Raw genomic sequence first — 17,323 nt, 5'->3', positions numbered from 1 at the left:
ACTCCCCCCTAGTCTCGAAGACTGCGGCCGGTCAGAGATAAGAAAACGGTTTCAAGGTCAGGGACCTTGCTTTCAACACTTTTGATCGGGATGCTGTTTTCGGTAAAATAGCAGATGATCTTATCGAGGTTATTCACCTCTCTCGCAGAACTTATTTTGATCGTATTCTCTTCAACATCTATCTGACGGACGCCGGGGATGGTTTTAAGCGCATCTTCTTTCACACGGAAGAGGTCGTCATTGACTGTGATCCAAATCGTATTTGAGTCACTGATGAGGGCTTTAAGCTCATCCTTCGTTCCCATGGCGATCACTTTTCCGTGATCCATAATAGCAATTGACGAACACACTTCTTCTACTTCCTCCATATAGTGGCTCGTATAGATGATGGAACAGCCCATGGCATTCAATCGTTTGACGGATTGCAAGATATGATTGCGAGACTGGGGATCGATGCCTACCGTTGGTTCGTCCATAATAAGGAGTTTCGGGTGATGGGCGATAGCGCAGGCAATATTCAGACGCCGTTTCATGCCGCCGGAAAAGCTTTTAGGGTAACCTTTGGCATTATCGCTTAACCCGGTAAATTCAAGTGCTTCCTTAGCAGCTTTGGTCAGGGAGGCACCCCGCAAACCGTATAAGCCGGCAAAAAATTTAACATTTTCCATACAGGTCAGGTCTTCATAGATGGCAATGTCCTGAGGAACAATCCCGATGTTTTTCTTAGCAAAAACTTTATTTTCCCGGCTATTCTGGCCAAGTATCTCAATACTGCCCTTGTTGGGGGTCAATAAGCCGATGATCAGATTGATTGCCGTGCTTTTCCCGGCGCCGTTAGGTCCTAATAAGCCGAATATTTCCCCTGCGGGAAGGTTCAGGGTCATATTATCGACAGCAATAACATCTCCGAACTTCTTGGTAATGTGATCCATTTTCAGGATATTCATAACACAACACTCCTTCATCCACGGTCTATAATCACGTACGTCACGATGCGTTGGCTTTCATCATGGGCAACATCATGAATTGATTTTATTGTAATCAAAAAAGCGACCTCGTGTTAGTACAAAAGGTCACTGCGTGATATGACGAAAGTCATTTATTTCAACGGGAGTAATTCCGGCTGTTTTGGGTCAGGAGTCTTGCTTCAGGCCGGTCAGGTAGTATATGGCGATTTGTGTCCTGTGTTTAAGCCCTGTTTTAGCCAGAATAGCGCTGATATAATTCTTAATAGTGCCTTCGGACATGAAAAGCTCACCGGCAATATCCCGGTTGCTTAAGCCCTTGGAAATGAGTTTGACGATATCCCATTCGCGGTCGGTAAATACATGCTCGGCTATCTTTGGCCGAGAATCCTGGCTGAGAGTTAATCCCTCCCGTATTTTTTCCATCGCTACGTCCTGCATCACGATTCCGCCGTCATAAACTGTTTTAATGGCATCCATCAGCTTGCTCGGGTCATTGTTTTTGAGGAGGTAGCCCCGGGAGCCATTTTTGACGGCTGAAAAAATAAAATCATCATCGTCAAATGTGGTCAGGATTAATGGTTTAGCCGAGGTCTTTAAAGATATTTCTTTTGATGCTTGAAGTCCGTCCATAATGGGCATCCGGACATCGAGCAAAACGACATCAACAGACTCCTTTTCGCAGCACTGCACAGCTTGTAAGCCGGTTTCGACGCAGGCGATGACCTCAAAACGTTCATCATTCTGAAGGATGATTTTCAGACCCTCGCGTATCAATGCGTCATCGTCGGCGATGAGAATTCGAATTGCCATACGTTTTCTAATCTCCTTTAACCGGTAATAATGTGATGACGGAAAACCCGTTGGAACCGTCAACTAAGAGCTTGCCGCCGTTGTTTTCACTTCTTTCTTCCATGCCTTTAATGCCCAGTCCTTTTTTAATAGACACTGAGCCAATGCCGTTATCCTTTATTTCGAGCTTGATCAGTTTGTTCATGACGTCAACGGTGATTTTCACATCGTTCGCGGAAGAATATTTAAGGGCATTGGTCAAACTCTCGGTCACATTGTCAAGGATTATTTTCCACTGCCAATGGGTGATACGATCCAAATTCCCGGAATAGTTCAAGTGTACCTGAATCGGGCTGTTGTGCGCGAATTCATCTACCACTGTTTTTAAACGGTTGATCCCCAACTGCTCAGGAGCCGGTTTGATTGCTCGTAACGTGGAGCGTATGTCGGACATACCGTCTTTCAGAACCTGAACAATATTTCTAACCATGTGTTGAGATGTCGGTATATCTTTATCCATCAGCACGGCAGCCGCTTCCAGCTGGATAAGGCTGCCGGCAAGAACATGTCCAAGCTTGTCATGGATATTTTGAGCCAGTGCATTCCTCTCTTCCAACTGCGTCATATACTTGACCTGATTTTCATATTCCGTACTGCTTTGAAGTCGATGATAGAGACGATCGTTTTTTTCTCTTAAGCTGTCATTATCGGTGGAGAGCGTATTAATCCGGCTGTATGATCCCAGCGCTAAGGTAAAAATAAGAATGCTCATCACGCTAATCAGCAGATACTCCGGAACGAGATCAGCGGGCAGAAAAAAAACAACGAGGCCGTCAGGGATCAATGTGAACCGGGCATGCTGATAAAACTGGTCAAAAAGCTCCAAAATCGTTAACGGCAGTAAAAAGATGAAGAGATCATTTACCCAAATGGCGGCTATTATGAGCGTTAAAATACCTGCTGACAGAGAAGCTCTCTTCTGCCAGACTTTCTTAGGGAACAAGAATAACATACTGAAGATAATATAGAGGAGAAGACATAACACGACCAGTGCGATTTGGGCTGTTCCTCTGAGGACAAAGCACATGATCATATAAGCAATCAAGAGTAATTTCGTACCTAACAGCCAATTCGTCACAAGCGTAACCTCTGCTCCATTATCTATCCTTTAAATTATACTATCAATTTAAATAAATGGATGTCAACAGAGGAGATATCACGAAATTAATTCGCTTTCGTCTATGGTATAATGAGAGGGGTAAAGAGTGAGACTGCGATGTCAAAAGGAGTTGAAAATCATGATCAAGCTCATTGCTATGGATCTTGATGATACATTGCTTAACGATGAAGGCTGCATTTCTGAAGAGAATAAAGAGGCGGTTCGCCGGGCCGTCGCTCAAGGGGTCAAAGTGACGCTGGCTACGGGGAGGATGGCTTTTTCCGCAAGGAAGCATGCCCGGGAACTGTGTTTGGATGTACCGATCATCACGTATAACGGGGCTTTAATCGAACAAGCCGGCAATGCGGAGATCATATACCGTAAAGTGATTCCCCCGGCCCTGGGAGCAGAGATTGTCCGCCGCCTATATCCAAAGGAGATCCATACCCAGGTTTTTATAAAAGATAATGTGTATACGTATAGGGCTAATCAGCATTCCGAAGCGTATGAAAAGATGACGGGTATTAGAATCATCACCACCGATCTGGTGGCCTTGTTGGAAAACGAACCGGAGGGTGCGGATAAAATCCAATGCATTGGTGAAGAACACGCTTTAATGACCGCAACGGAAGAAGTCAGCAGGCTCTATGCTGATCGTCTGCATTTTACGACGTCTCGGGCGCATTATATGGATATTATCGAAAAATCTGTTAATAAAGGTAACGCGTTGAAGGTTTTGGCTGAACAGCTCGGCATCCTTCCGGAAGAAGTGATGGCGATTGGGGATAACCATAATGATATGGAAATGATCTGTTATGCCGGTACCGGCGTCGCCATGGGCAACGCGCTTGAAGAACTGAAGGAAATTGCCGATTATGTTACCCTGTCCAATCAAGAAAATGGGGTAGCTCATGCGATTGAGAGGTTTGCATTAAAGTAACACTGACGCCAAAAAAAACTACTGGGAAAGCAAGAGGGTAAGGTAAGTGAAGATATTGTTGGTGGCGTTAAATGCCCGCTATGTCCATACCAATCTAGCTGTTCGATACTTAAGAGAAGTATTAAGGGGAGAGGGCAGAGCGGATTGGGATGTTCAAATCCGTGAGTTTTCCATCAATGATCAGCTGGAAAAGATAGCAGGGGAAATATTTGAAGAAAAGCCGGATATCCTCGGTTTTTCCTGCTATATCTGGAACATTACGTCGATTTTGGCTTTAGTGAGACGGCTGCGGCCGGTTATGCCCGATGTTCGCTTCGTTGCCGGAGGGCCTGAGGTTTCCTTTGACGCTGCGAATATTTTAGATCGATACCCTGAATTGGATGCCATCGTGATCGGAGAGGGTGAAATCACTCTGCCGAATTTAATCAAGTCATGGGTAGATGAAGCACCGTCCGATGCGATACAGGGCATTGTATGGCGCTTACACAATGGGGAAGCAGCTCATTCTGGCAGGAAGCAAGGTGCAACAGGGCCTGCCAATTATTCTCTTTGTCTGCCGAATCCCTATGGGGGTGAGTCGGATTTCCGCGGAAGGCTGGTCTATGTGGAGTCAAGCAGAGGCTGCCCAAATAATTGCGCGTTCTGCCTGTCTTCAACCTTTCAAGGGGTGCGCTATATGGAGCCTGAGCATTTAAGGCCTGTTTTGCGTCAGTTATTGGCCGGAGGTGCTTCGACAATTAAATTCGTTGACAGGACGTTTAATGCCGATAAACCGCATGCGTTTGCCATTTTGAATATTTTCAGGCAGGAAGCGGAAAAGATCAAGGGAATATCTATTCCCCGTGCGCACTGCGAGATGGACGGTGATTTGCTGGATGAGGAGTGGCTGGCTTATCTCGCTGATTATCCGGCAGGGATGATCCAATTAGAAATCGGAGTACAGTCTACTTATCCTCCGACGTTAAAAGCGGTAAGGCGAGCCCAGCGATTTGAAGACTGGAAGCATCGCGTTCGCTATTTACAAGAAAAATGCGGCATTCCGGTTCATCTGGATTTGATTGCCGGTCTCCCTTATGAGGCTTGGGAAAAATTTCGGGACTCTTTTAATTCGGTATATGAGGCGAAACCGAACCATCTCCAGCTCGGTTTCCTGAAAGTGCTGAAGGGGTCGGAGATCCGGGAGAAGAGTGCGGTCTATCGCCTGAAGTTCTGCCCGGAACCGCCTTACACTATTTTGGAAACCGCGCATATGACCCATCAGGAAATGCTTGATCTCAGCAAACTGGAGGATATCCTAGAGAAGTATTATAATTCGGGAAGATTTAAATACGTTCTCGAATTGATATTAAAAGATGAAAAACGAGCTGCGGATCCGTTTAGTTTTTATCACGACTTTTCCCGGTATTGGAGCTGTAAAGGTTGGTTCAGGCAAGAATGGAGTTCCAAAGCCCTCTTCGAAAAGCTCTGGGATTTTATGCTGAAATATCCCGGTACCTATCGGCGATTTCAGTCAAACGATCACGACGGACAGTTAATTTGGAAGGATGCACTGCGCTTTGATTACTATCGGGATGGTCGACCGGGACAATTACCGGATTACCTTCTTCGTGAGGAAGAGGCAGCAATGACAAAAGAGCTTATTGAATCCAACCAATTGAAGGAAGCCATACGGAATGATCCATTATGGCGGACAGTGATCCCTGAGATCGAGGCAATGGATAAGCGCCAGTGGGCCCGGGCGACAGCGGTGGCCTATTTCCGTTGGGAGGTGCCGTCTGCTGTTGAAACGCTGAATACAACAGAAACCGGTTGCTGGTACCTGTTTGTCTATCCTGGGAAGCAAACATATTTCTATAAGATCGATAACCCCATAACGCTCATTGAACACTATTTGAAACTTTACCGCTAAACGATTAGAATAGAGGAAATGATATGACCGTTTGACCAGCGGCATATCCGCCGACAGAGAAGGGATACGCCTTAAATGAAAACGCAGTATAGGAAAAAAATCAATGTTTGCCTGCTTTGTATCGTGCTCGCTGTGACGGTTCTTACAGGCTGTTCCGGGGGGCCGTCGCCAGGAGAACCCGGTGGGGATGCGCCAGTCACGGTGACCGTATGGTATTCGCTGCAAGGCCAGCAAGAACAAGCACTGCTTAAACAATTTGCACGTATCAATAACGAATTTCCTGAAGTCCGGGTCAAGAGCGAAAAATTCTCAGAGTCCGGATTCGTTCAACGTGTCTATAATTATCAGGCAGGGGGAGAGGGACCGGAAATCATCATTGCCCGGCGCCAGATCCTGTTCTCAATCTATGAAAAAGGAATGATATCCCCGGTATTGGCGGATACGGAATCACTATATCCTTCAGCCAAAGCGGTGTTTATCTTTAATAAACAGGCCTTTGCCGCATCATGGCTGACTGATGTACCGCTGTTATATTATCGTACGGATAGAATAAAAACAGCTCCGGCAAGCATTACGGATATTATTGAAAAGAAGGGTATTATCGCCGCGTCCACTGCCAGCTTGGATCTCCTTAGTCCCTGGTGGATCGCAGAGGGCGGAATGCTCTCTGCAAATGGCGTTCCCGCTTTGGATTCCGCGGCTAATCTGACCTTCTTTAATAAAATAAACGGATTGAAAAAAGAGGGACGACTGGTGGTCGATAATACGGCATGGGATAAGTTTAAAGAAGGCGAGATTCCATACTTACTCGCCTTGGGCAGTGATATGGAGAAAATTTCCGCTCTCAGTAAAAATACAGACTGTATTGCTTTATACACGCTGCTTGGAGATAAGGGACAACCACTACTAAGCAATACTATCGGGATAGCGAATTCTTTGATCAAAACAGTGCCTGAGATGGAAAGCGCGATTCGCTTAGTGGAAGAAGAATTGATCACATCAACTTCGGAACAAGAGGCTTTTTCGGCGGTCGCAGGGTTGCCGGCCGCCAGTGACTACTATACCGCGGCGGCACAGCCATCACGGTTTCAAGCGGAAGTGGGGGTATCACTGCAAAATGCGTTTTACCTGGAAGGCAGCCGCTATGACTGGAAATATTATCAGCTGTTAGCCGATGCCTGGACAAATATCAACAGTGGAGCAAATACTGCCAATGAATTGCGACGTGTCCAGGAAGCAGCTGTTAAAGTAAACGATCAGATCCAAAAGTAGGTTTAAACAAAACGCGATTGTCAGCATGATTTTTGTCATAATGGAGGGTAAGGCGATGAAAGGAATATCATTGAATCTGGTTATCATAACAGGCTTTTCGGGGGCCGGAAAGACACAGGCGTTGCAGAGTATGGAGGACCTGGGTTTTTTCTGTGTGGATAACCTTCCGCCAACCCTCATCGAAAAATTTGTTGATCTGTGTGCCCAATCCCAAGGCAAAATCGACAAAGCGGCCATTGTCTGCGATTTGCGGGTCGGCGATTTCTTCTCGTCATTGAACCAGGCACTCAACGATTTGGAATCAGCCGGGTACAAGTATGAGATCCTCTTTTTGGAAGCGTCGGATGATGTACTGGTGAATCGCTACAAGGAATCTCGGCGCAGACACCCTGTTTCACCAAAGGGCAATGTGTTGGAAGGTATTCATAAAGAAAGAGAATTCCTCGCCGATTTGAGAGGCAAAGCCAATAAAATAATTGACAGCTCTGATCTAACCGTGTCGCAAATGAAAGAAAAAATCAGGAATCTTTTTGGCAAGGACTACGATCCGGCCAGAATGTCGGTTTCTGTTGTCTCCTTCGGCTTTAAATACGGCATTCCTTTAGATGCGGATACGATTATTGATGTCCGTTTTCTGCCAAATCCGTACTATCTGGAGGAGCTAAAACCAATGAACGGCAAGGATACACCCGTACGTGATTTCGTTCTTTCCAATCCAACCACCGAAGAGTTTATTAAACGGTTTTTTGCCATGCTTGAATATATATTGCCCTTGTATCTCAAGGAAGGAAAAAGCCACCTGGTCATTGGAATTGGGTGTACCGGGGGACAGCATCGATCCGTTGCTGTTACTGAAAAGACAGCTGAATTTTTAAGAACCCATCATTATTCCTGCGTCGTTAACCATCGGGATATCCAATAGGTCGTATTTGGCAGTTTTGAATCATATCTATTGATAGAGGATCTTGGACTGGCGCCAGGAAGGTAGATTATGAAAGTAAAAGAAAAGCTTTTTGAGATGTGCAAATGGTTCTATCCCAATCTCGGTGTAAAAAGGTATTTTATGCTTGCTGCCCTGGGAATATTTTTGGTAGCCAGCGGTTTTGCCGTTATTAGCTCGGGTAATGCCCTGGGATTCTTGGAGCATGCGCTGAGGCAAAGTATTACTAACCTGGCAGGGGATAGGACAGCGTCGGTCATACCTGCGGGGATTGTAATTGTCCTGATTGGCGCGGTATTCATATTTATCGGACTTAAAAGGATGATTGGCTCCATCATATCGGTACTTATTCCCGATAATGAGGAACGGATCTTGGATGTCATTTATTCGCGACGGCAGCTTAAACGGGGTCCGCGGGTCGTTGTAATTGGCGGAGGTACAGGGTTATCCGCACTGCTTCAAGGGCTAAAGGAATATACCAGTAATTTGACCGCCATAGTGACCGTAGGAGATGATGGCGGAAGCTCCGGACGGCTGCGCCGGGAGTTAGGGGTCTTGCCTCCCGGCGATATACGCAGCTGCTTAGTTGCCTTGGCTGAAAAAGAAGATGTTATGGAAGACCTTTTCTCGTATCGTTTTAACAGCGGAACGTTGGAAGGGCATAGTTTAGGGAACCTTTTTTTAGCCGGTTTGGCCGGACGGTATGGCGATTTTCAAAAGGGGATCGAACAAGTTGGCAAGGTTTTTGCCTTAAAAGGAGAGGTATATCCATCAACATTGTCTCCGGTAACATTAAACGCTTATTTTGAGGATGGACGGTCAATCAACGGGGAGACAGCGATTCGAACGACACCGGGCAAGATCAAGTATTTAAACATATCACCACCGGACTGTGAGCCGCTGCCCGGAGCATTAAACGCTATTGGCGATGCCGACCTGATCATCTTAGGACCGGGTAGCTTATATACCAGCGTCATCCCGAATCTTTTGATTAAAGGGCTGCGCGACAAGATTGTCGCAGCCAAGGCACCTTGCTTATATATATGCAATATCATGACCGAACCTGGGGAAACGGATCATTACTCCGTAGCTGATCATTTGAGAGCGATCATCGAACATGGCGGAACAGGTCTGATAGATGCTGTACTCGCTGCTAAGGAAAGTATTTCACAGCCAGTATTGTCCCGTTATTTGGCTGAAGGTGCAGAACAAGTACGCAATGACGCGTCCGCCGTTGCCAAGCTGGGAGTCCGGTATTTTGAGAACGACTTTTATACCGGTGGGGATGTTGTTCGGCATGACCCAGAGAAGTTAGCTAAGGAACTGCTGCGTATCCTTTTCTTCTTAAAACCTGTCAACGAACGTGTCGCGATGGTCGATTCTTATCTCTTAAACCGAAAATTAAAGAACATTAACATGTAACGTCAAGCTGTAAGGAAATCGGAGTTGATCGTATGTCGTTTAGTGCCGCAACGAAAGAGGAACTTGCCCGGCTGGGGGGACAAAAACCCTGCTGTGAACTGGCAGAATTAGCTTCGCTCATCCGCATGGATGGGACATTGCAAATCAGCACGAATCAAAAGCATTCACTGAATGTAATTACAGAAAGTGCACCGGTAGCCAGAAAAATATACAACTTGACGAAGGGGTTGCTGAAACTTCCTGCAGATATTGTTGTTAGGCGTAAATTACGGCTGAAAAAGAACAATTCTTATCTGGTCAAAATCTACCCGAGAGAAATCAGTGATTTGCAGCGGCTCGGTCTGTTTAATGAAAACGGGGAGATACAAGCCGGGATTGATAAAAATTTGATTAAAAGAAAATGTGACCAAAAAGCCTATTTAAGAGGAGCTTTTCTGGCAGGAGGTTCAATCAGCAACCCGGAAGGCAATTACCATCTTGAGATCATCACCAATGATTCTGTTTTGGCCGCTGATTTGAGCGACTTGCTTAATAAGTTTAATCTTAAAGCAAAGGTCAGTACCCGGAAGAACTTTCACGTTGTTTATTTAAAAGAAAGCGAGCATATTGTGGAGTTTTTGGCTTTGATCGGTGCGCATCAGGCCTTATTTGAGTTTGAAAATATTCGCATCATCAAAGGTATGCGTAATCAAGTCAACCGCATCGTCAATTGTGAAACGGCCAACCTGAATAAAACCGTGGATGCCGCAGTCCGACAGTTGGAGAAGATCCGGCTGATTGACAGGACGATCGGACTGAAAGCGCTGCCGGAAAACCTACAGGATATTGCTCGGATGCGTCTTGAATATCCGGACTATACACTTAAAGAGCTGGGCGAGAGCTTAAGCCCAAAGGTCGGGAAGTCGGGGGTCAATCACCGCTTGCGTAAAATTGAGGAAATCGCCGAGAAGATAATTACCGATAAAAAAACATTATAGGTATATAATAGGTGTAAAACTAAGTATAGCGTTCTTTTATATCTGCTTATGTTTAGTCAACGTAGCGGAGGGTTCATGTCGTATATTACTATGGCAATGCATTTTCTGGGAGGACTGGGCCTTTTCTTGTATGGTGTTAATGTCACGTCCGATGGACTCCAGAAAATTGCGGCAAATCGATTAAAAAGCATATTAGCTTCACTGACAAAAAAACCGTGGGCGGCCTCCTTATTTGGAATTGTTATGACGGTTGCTTTACAGAGCAGTACAGCCACTACCGTTATGATTGTCGAGTTCGTCAATTCCGGTTTCATGTCATTGACGCAAGCACTTGGCGTCGTTTTAGGATCCGCCGTTGGGACATCGATCGTTATCCAGTTGATTTCATTTCCAATTTTAAACTTCTCTCTGTTTCTCTTGTTTATCGGCTTTATTTTATTGCTCATCGTGCGGACACCGCTCACGAAAAGCATTGGCCAGGCGTTTATCGGTTTTGGCTGTATTTTTGTTGGCATGTCTTTTTTATCCGGCGCTTTCGCTGGACTTAAGACGTCGCCGCTGGTCGGCGACTTTCTTACTCAGCTGGGAGTTATTCCGCTGTTGGGTATTATCGTCAGTATTTTAATAACGACACTGCTGCAAAGCAGCGCTGCGTTTCTTGCTATCCTGATTTCTCTGTCAACGAATGGGCTTTTGACAATTGAAGCTATCATTCCGCTGGTTATGGGCGCACACATCGGGGGAACGATGACAACGCTCTTTTCCTCGTTGAGTTCCGAGAGAACCGATGCGGTTCGGGTTGCCGTTGCCAATAGCATCTACCGTATCGCTGCTGCCATTATCCTGCTGCCCTTTTTCAAATACGTCGCTCTCTTTGTTCAGTGGACAACAGCCGATTTCCCAAGGCAAGTCGCTAATACCCATCTTTTCTCAGCCATTTTTATGGTCGTTTTATTTTTGCCGTTAAACAAATATTTAACGCGAGCGTTGCTTAAGTGGGTACCCCAGCGGAAACGGGAAGAAAGACAGCAGCTCATTTATCTGTCACGGTCTGCTTTGGAATTACCGGAAGTTGCACTTAATCAGGTCAGGCAGGAAATCCGGTGGCTAGGCAACCGGATTTTGGAAAATATGTTTCAGCTTTTGCCCCGATTGATTTTTACCGGAGATACGAAAGTCATCGCTGAGCTGGAGCGTACAGAACGGGAAGTAGACTGGCATTATGAAGAGCTGTCCAAATTTATTAAGGATCTATATCGGCGTGATCTGACGCGGGAGCAAATTGTAGCCAGTCATAGTTACCAACTTATTATAAAAGAATTGGAATATCTGGCCGACAGCTTGGTGGTTATGGCCAGATTAGGAGGGCGGATCCATTCCGAAAAAATGACCATACACGATGATGATATCGACCGGATGGGGGAATTGTATATTCTTGTTTCCGAGAATTTTTTGACGCTCCTTCCTCTGTTAAACCGAGGTGAAAAGGACTTGGCAGAGAAAATCTTTGCTAATCAGGAGCGGATTATAGAGAGTTATAATCTCATCCAAAACGGTGTTGTCTGCGGTATGCAGAAGGGCGCCGGGAATTCCGTATCAGTAGACGCTGACGAGGTTCAAAAGGCAATCCTCGACCTTGATAACTGGTTTTATAAGATCAATGAACATATTGTCCGGATCGCCAAGACCTTGCAGAATGGGTAGCCTATTTCAATTATTTTCTTGCTATTTTCACTCTATATGGTATGATATTCAATATTTCATTCGCTATAGATGGCAGTAGGTTTAACGATCATAACCGGAGGAACATTGAAGTGAAAGTTGTCATTGTCGGGGCTGGCAAGGTTGGTTTTACCCTTGCGCAATACCTTGTTGAAGAAGACCATGATGTCGTTGTGATCGAAGAAGATGAAGCGCGACGCCATATCATTCAGAGTAATCTCGATGTCATGACGATCCAAGGTAACGGTGCGAGTCCCCGGGTGCTGATGAATCCGTATGTTCGCGCAGCGGATTTGATGATTGCGGTGACGGACAGCGATGAGGTCAATATGGTAGCCTGTATGGCTGCCAAACAGGCAGGGATCGAACAAACAATTGCCCGTATTCGTAATATTGAATATATAGGGAAAGAAGAATCGGAATTTCACCGGTCATTGGGCATTGATTTAACCATTAATCCGGAACAAATCACCGCGGTGGAAATCAGCAGAATTTTATTCATACCAACAGCGTTGGAAGTTGAAGAGTTTGCTAATGGCAGAATCCGTCTGTTGGAAATCCGGATTCACCCAGAATCACCGCATACCCATATGCCGATTTCGCAATTGGATCTTCCGCCAAATATGTTGATTGCAGGCATACTACGCAGGAATAAGATGATTATTCCTCATGGGTCGGATGTGCTTATGCCAAATGACAATGTATTTTTGGTAGGTGATCCGCTTTCTTTGGAAGCAGTACAGAATGACTTTACGCAAAAAATGGGTCCGGTCAAAAAGGTCATGATCATCGGAGCAGGGCGAATAGGCCGAAGTCTCGCAACGCTTCTGGAAAAAGCAGGGATGGTTGTTAAAGTCATCGATAAAAACCCGGAACGCTGTCAATCCCTGGCGAAGCATCTGAAAAAAGGCAGTGTCTATTGTGGAGAAGGAACCGACTTGGAGCTCCTGGTGGATGAGGGAGTTGGCGATTCTGACGCTGTCGTCTGCCTAACAGATGACGACAAGCTGAATCTTCTGCTGGCATTGATGGCCAAGGATATGGGTGCTCAAAAGACAATTTGCCGGGTAGGACGGACCGAGTATATCCCGCTCATGGAGAAGGTGGGTGTCGATTCGGTCTTGTCGCCGCGAATTATTACAGCCGGGTTTATTCTGAGTCAGGTACGCAGGGGCAAGTTTATTTCTGTTGCCTTATTGGAAGGTGCTAAAGCTCAGGCTATGGAAATTCTAGTCACTCCAACATCAAAAGCAGCCAATCGCAAGTTGAAGGAAATCAAGTTTCCGCGTGAATGTCTGATTGGGGCTGTATTACATAAGGGACAGGTCTATATCCCCAAAGGCGATTCCATATTGGAACCGGGTGATAACATTGTTGTTTTCTCACTTCCCGATATGATGAATAAAATCAATAAATTCTTTTAACGGAGATTCACATCAAATGAACGTGACACTGCTGGAAAATATCTTGGGAAGGCTTTTGATGGCGTTCAGTGTAACGATAGCCATCCCGCTTATGGTTGCACTGTTTTATAGAGAAACAGCTATGTGGTCTTTTCTTATTTCTTTGCTGATTACTGCCCTTGTCGGTGCCATAATGTTTTTTCATGGCAAAATTGATGGCAAGATCGGGGTGCGGGACAGCTTTGCCGTTGTCGGCGGAGCCTGGATATTTGCCTCTTTGTTCGGTGCATTGCCATTTATTATTTCCGGGGTGGTTCCCACGTATATCGATGCCCTGTTTGAAACGGTTTCCGGGCTGACAACGACCGGAGCCAGTGTTTTAACCGATTTGGAATTACTGCCGCGCAGTATTCTCCTTTGGCGAAGCCTGCTCCACTGGATCGGCGGGATGGGTATCATTGTCATGTTTATTGTCCTGCTGCCAAACTTGGGGATTGGAAATGCCCGCATCTTTTATTCGGAAACGCCGGGACCCATCGATGATAAAATTGTTCCAAGAATTAAGGATACGGCGACAATTCTTTGGCGCATATACTTTGGGCTGACCGTTATCAATGTCTTGCTATTATTAGCGGCAGGGATGTCTTTATTTGATGCTATCAACCATGCGTTTGCGACAATGGCTACCGGTGGTTTCTCTACGCGTACAGCAAGTATCGAGGCGTATAATTCAATTCCGATCGAGTTGATTACAGCAGGGTTTATGTTAATTGCCGGATCAAACTTCAGTCTATTTATTCAGGTTTGGAAGCAGCGATCCCTTAAGCCCTTGCGCGATGCAGAATTGAAGTGTTACTTATTGATAGTTTCGATCTCTATCGTCATCATTGCTGCATCGCTGGTCATTCAGCAGGGGGTAAGCTCGGGGCCTGCACTAAGGGATTCTGTTTTTCAGACGGCATCGATCATGACCACCACCGGTTTTGCCTCGACAGACTTCGATCAGTGGCCGGGGATTGCTAAGATGGTCTTGTTTTTTCTGATGTTCATTGGGGCGTCTGCCGGGTCCACAGCCGGTGGGATTAAAGTGTCCAGGATCCTGTTGCTGGTTAAAATGGGCCTGGCCCAGCTTAAACAGGCCATTCACCCTCGTCTTGTCGTCAATATCGTTGTGCAGGATCGTGTCGTGGATAGTTCCGTTCTGACCAACGTCGGACGTTTTTTCTTTGTCTATTTTTTGACCTTTGCGCTGGGCTCGCTTCTTGTGGCCGGCACCGGACTTGAACCGTTTGACGCCATGTCGGCATCGATTGCCACATTGAGCAGTATTGGTCCGGGATTTGGGGTTGTCGGTCCAATGTATACTTATGCTTCGTTGCATCCATTTGCTAAAGGGGTATTAACCGTTCTCATGTTGTTGGGAAGACTGGAACTGTTTACATTACTCGTATTTTTACAGCCGGATTTTTGGCGGGTGAAAAGGACAAATAAAATGAAATAGAGATATAATTATAAACCAAAAACCGGCAAAGCAGCCGGTTTTCTTCGTATCAGAAAGAAGTAATCCTTTCGGATATATCTCTAATTTATCCTTCAATGACGATAAGTAACGAGATTTGAATTAAAAAAATATGCTCAAATAAACAAAAATATGTTAAAATTAGAACACAAAAGGACTTATGTGTGTTCGAATGAACATGTTTGGCGTCCGGAATAAGATAGCGGGTGCTAAGGTAAACTAAACTATTCCTCGAAGTTAAGGGGTATTTAGGAGGAAATCAAATGGACAAAATGGGTATCGATGAGATAGCAGTCAAAGGAGAACGCGTCTTTGTTCGCGTTGACTTCAATGTTCCCATGGATGATCAGCAGGTTATTACGGATGACACGCGGATTCGTGCCGCTTTACCGACAGTAAAGCACCTTGTTGATAACGGGGCCAGAGTGATTCTGGCTTCTCATCTGGGGCGTCCGAAAGGCAAGGTCGATCCCAGATATTCTCTGGCACCGGTGGCTGGACATTTAAGTCAACTGCTTCAGCAGGACGTGCAGATGGCTCCGGATTGCGTTGGCACTGAAGTCAAAGTCCTGGCGGACGGACTCAGAGATGGGCAGATTCTGATCTTGGAGAATGTCAGGTATCATGCTGAGGAAGAAAAAAATGATCCTGATTTTGCCCGCAGTCTGGCTGATTTGGCTGACATTTATGTCAACGATGCCTTCGGGGCCGCACATCGCGCGCATGCATCAACGGAGGGAATCGCTAAATATATACCGGCTTACGCCGGATTCCTGATGAAGAAGGAACTCGATATATTAGGTCAGGCGCTGAGCAATCCAAATAGACCGTTTGCGGCAATCATTGGCGGAGCCAAAGTCAGCGATAAAATCGGGGTCATCGACAATTTGCTGAAAAAAGTGGATGCGCTGATCATTGGCGGCGGTATGGCCAATACCTTTCTCAAAGCGCAGGGCTTTGAGGTGGGTAAATCATTGATTGAACCGGATAAAATCGACTTAGCGGCTGAACTTATCCGACAAGCTGAGCAACGTGGTGTTAAGCTGATGCTTCCCGCTGATGTTGTTGTGACCCGGGAGTTTAAAGCGGATGCACCCTTTAGAGTTGCAGAAGTCAATGCTATTCAGGCAGATGAGATGGCGCTCGACATCGGCCCGGCAAGCGCCAAGAGCTTTGCTGACACAGTGCTTGCGGCTCAAACCGTTATTTGGAACGGTCCAATGGGTGTATTCGAAATGGATAATTTCGCACGTGGGACTGAACAGATTGCCCAGGCTATGGCTGAATGCACAGGGACAACGATCATCGGCGGCGGTGATTCTGTCGCCGCGGTAGAAAAAGTAGGTGTCGCTGAAAAAATGACGCATATTTCGACGGGCGGGGGTGCCTCCCTGGAATTTCTGGAAGGAAAAACGCTCCCCGGGGTGGCAATATTGAAAGACAAAAACGAATAGACTATACGGGTTGGATTATTAAAAATAGGAGGCTATAAGCCGCATTCGCTTTGATGTGATGAACGATGAGAGAAAATGGGAGGGGTTATGATGACAGCAAGAAGGCCATTGATAGCCGGCAACTGGAAAATGTATAAAACCGTTCAAGAAGCAAGGGATTTTGCAGCCGAGATACTGGAGCTGGTGGATAATGTAACGGATGTGGATGTAGCGATTTGTGCTCCATTTACCGCGTTACCGGTCTTAAAGGATGAATTGGAAGAAAGCATCGTTCATATCGGCGCTCAGAATATGTACTTTGAAACCCAGGGCGCGTTTACAGGAGAAATCTCACCGCTGATGCTAAAAGACCTCGCCTGTACGTTTGTGATCCTCGGCCACTCGGAACGCAGGGAATACTTCAAGGAAGACGACGTCCTGATTGCCAAGAAAGTAAAGACAGCGTTGGACCATGGTCTTACTCCCATTCTTTGTGTTGGTGAGAATTTAACCTTAAGAGAAAGCGGCCAAGCGGCAGCTTATGTACGGGAACAGGTGGAACAGGATATTCATGGTTTGAGTCCTGAAGAAGTCAAGAAAATTGTCGTTGCCTATGAACCGATTTGGGCCATCGGAACAGGTCGGACAGCATCACCGCAAGATGCGCAGGATATGTGCGCGGCTATCCGGGGTACCCTGACTAGTCTTGTCGGTGCTGTATCCTCGCAGGTTCGGATCCTTTATGGCGGGAGTGTCAAGTCTGGGAATATCGCAGAACTAATGAGTCAGCCCGACATTGACGGGGCATTAGTCGGCGGTGCCAGCCTGGATGTTCAGGAATTTGCGAAAATGATCCATGGCGTGAGGTGA

General features: G+C 46.1%; 14 protein-coding genes. 11 read left to right on the top strand and 3 right to left on the bottom strand.

Annotated elements, in window-relative coordinates:
* Positions 1–8 precede the first annotated feature (8 nt).
* The 3 genes from LPY66_RS20265 to LPY66_RS20255 all read right to left on the bottom strand — a co-directional run bounded on the left by LPY66_RS20265 (position 9) and on the right by LPY66_RS20255 (position 2,895).
* A complete protein-coding gene (locus tag LPY66_RS20265) occupies positions 9–947 on the bottom strand; it encodes an ABC transporter ATP-binding protein (protein WP_337986044.1) in 939 nt (312 codons plus the stop codon).
* Positions 948–1,133: 186 nt separating this feature from the next.
* A complete protein-coding gene (locus tag LPY66_RS20260) occupies positions 1,134–1,778 on the bottom strand; it encodes a response regulator transcription factor (RefSeq protein WP_337986043.1) in 645 nt (214 codons plus the stop codon).
* Positions 1,779–1,785: 7 nt separating this feature from the next.
* A complete protein-coding gene (locus tag LPY66_RS20255) occupies positions 1,786–2,895 on the bottom strand; it encodes a sensor histidine kinase (RefSeq protein ID WP_337986042.1) in 1,110 nt (369 codons plus the stop codon).
* A 160-nt stretch (positions 2,896–3,055) separates the two neighbouring features.
* Between LPY66_RS20255 and LPY66_RS20250 the strand changes: the two genes are divergently transcribed.
* The 11 genes from LPY66_RS20250 to tpiA all read left to right on the top strand — a co-directional run bounded on the left by LPY66_RS20250 (position 3,056) and on the right by tpiA (position 17,323).
* The gene (locus tag LPY66_RS20250; protein ID WP_337986041.1) at positions 3,056–3,856 is read left to right on the top strand and encodes a Cof-type HAD-IIB family hydrolase; all 801 of its coding nucleotides are present in this window, start codon (positions 3,056–3,058) and stop codon (positions 3,854–3,856) included.
* A 46-nt stretch (positions 3,857–3,902) separates the two neighbouring features.
* Positions 3,903–5,765, top strand: a complete 1,863-nt coding sequence (locus tag LPY66_RS20245) for a B12-binding domain-containing radical SAM protein (protein WP_337986040.1) — start codon at positions 3,903–3,905, stop codon at positions 5,763–5,765.
* A 75-nt stretch (positions 5,766–5,840) separates the two neighbouring features.
* Positions 5,841–7,037, top strand: coding sequence for a carbohydrate ABC transporter substrate-binding protein (locus LPY66_RS20240; protein ID WP_337986039.1), 1,197 nt, complete (start codon positions 5,841–5,843; stop codon positions 7,035–7,037).
* A 55-nt stretch (positions 7,038–7,092) separates the two neighbouring features.
* A complete protein-coding gene (gene rapZ / locus LPY66_RS20235) occupies positions 7,093–7,959 on the top strand; it encodes an RNase adapter RapZ (RefSeq protein ID WP_337986038.1) in 867 nt (288 codons plus the stop codon).
* A 69-nt stretch (positions 7,960–8,028) separates the two neighbouring features.
* Entirely contained in the window at positions 8,029–9,399 is a 1,371-nt protein-coding gene (locus LPY66_RS20230) for a gluconeogenesis factor YvcK family protein (RefSeq protein WP_337986037.1), read from the top strand.
* Positions 9,400–9,431: 32 nt separating this feature from the next.
* Entirely contained in the window at positions 9,432–10,376 is a 945-nt protein-coding gene (whiA, locus tag LPY66_RS20225) for a DNA-binding protein WhiA (protein ID WP_337986036.1), read from the top strand.
* Positions 10,377–10,451: 75 nt separating this feature from the next.
* Positions 10,452–12,080, top strand: a complete 1,629-nt coding sequence (locus LPY66_RS20220) for a Na/Pi cotransporter family protein (RefSeq protein ID WP_337986035.1) — start codon at positions 10,452–10,454, stop codon at positions 12,078–12,080.
* Positions 12,081–12,190: 110 nt separating this feature from the next.
* On the top strand, positions 12,191–13,522 hold the full coding sequence (gene trkA / locus LPY66_RS20215; RefSeq protein ID WP_337986034.1) for a Trk system potassium transporter TrkA: 1,332 nt from the start codon (positions 12,191–12,193) through the stop codon (positions 13,520–13,522).
* 16 nt (positions 13,523–13,538) lie between these two features.
* Positions 13,539–15,002 (top strand): TrkH family potassium uptake protein, encoded by a 1,464-nt coding sequence (locus LPY66_RS20210; RefSeq protein ID WP_337986033.1) that lies wholly within the window; start codon positions 13,539–13,541, stop codon positions 15,000–15,002.
* Between the two features lie 281 nt (positions 15,003–15,283).
* A complete protein-coding gene (locus tag LPY66_RS20205) occupies positions 15,284–16,474 on the top strand; it encodes a phosphoglycerate kinase (protein WP_337986032.1) in 1,191 nt (396 codons plus the stop codon).
* A gap of 90 nt (positions 16,475–16,564) precedes the next feature.
* Positions 16,565–17,323 (top strand): triose-phosphate isomerase, encoded by a 759-nt coding sequence (gene tpiA / locus LPY66_RS20200; protein WP_337988149.1) that lies wholly within the window; start codon positions 16,565–16,567, stop codon positions 17,321–17,323.

This window comes from Dehalobacter sp. DCM, from assembly GCF_024972775.1.
Lineage (GTDB): Bacteria > Bacillota > Desulfitobacteriia > Desulfitobacteriales > Syntrophobotulaceae > Dehalobacter.
This window is presented reverse-complemented; position numbering and strand designations above follow the sequence as displayed.

Bases quoted from the DNA above. Each gene is read 5' to 3' on its own strand.
- LPY66_RS20265 (WP_337986044.1), bottom strand. From the start codon at position 947: ATGAATATCCTGAAAATGGATCACATTACCAAGAAGTTCGGAGATGTT.
- LPY66_RS20260 (WP_337986043.1), bottom strand. From the start codon at position 1,778: ATGGCAATTCGAATTCTCATCGCCGACGATGACGCATTGATACGCGAG.
- LPY66_RS20250 (WP_337986041.1), top strand. From the start codon at position 3,056: ATGATCAAGCTCATTGCTATGGATCTTGATGATACATTGCTTAACGAT.
- LPY66_RS20240 (WP_337986039.1), top strand. From the start codon at position 5,841: ATGAAAACGCAGTATAGGAAAAAAATCAATGTTTGCCTGCTTTGTATC.
- rapZ (WP_337986038.1), top strand. From the start codon at position 7,093: ATGAAAGGAATATCATTGAATCTGGTTATCATAACAGGCTTTTCGGGG.
- LPY66_RS20230 (WP_337986037.1), top strand. From the start codon at position 8,029: ATGAAAGTAAAAGAAAAGCTTTTTGAGATGTGCAAATGGTTCTATCCC.
- whiA (WP_337986036.1), top strand. From the start codon at position 9,432: ATGTCGTTTAGTGCCGCAACGAAAGAGGAACTTGCCCGGCTGGGGGGA.
- LPY66_RS20220 (WP_337986035.1), top strand. From the start codon at position 10,452: ATGTCGTATATTACTATGGCAATGCATTTTCTGGGAGGACTGGGCCTT.
- LPY66_RS20210 (WP_337986033.1), top strand. From the start codon at position 13,539: ATGAACGTGACACTGCTGGAAAATATCTTGGGAAGGCTTTTGATGGCG.
- LPY66_RS20205 (WP_337986032.1), top strand. From the start codon at position 15,284: ATGGACAAAATGGGTATCGATGAGATAGCAGTCAAAGGAGAACGCGTC.
- tpiA (WP_337988149.1), top strand. From the start codon at position 16,565: ATGACAGCAAGAAGGCCATTGATAGCCGGCAACTGGAAAATGTATAAA.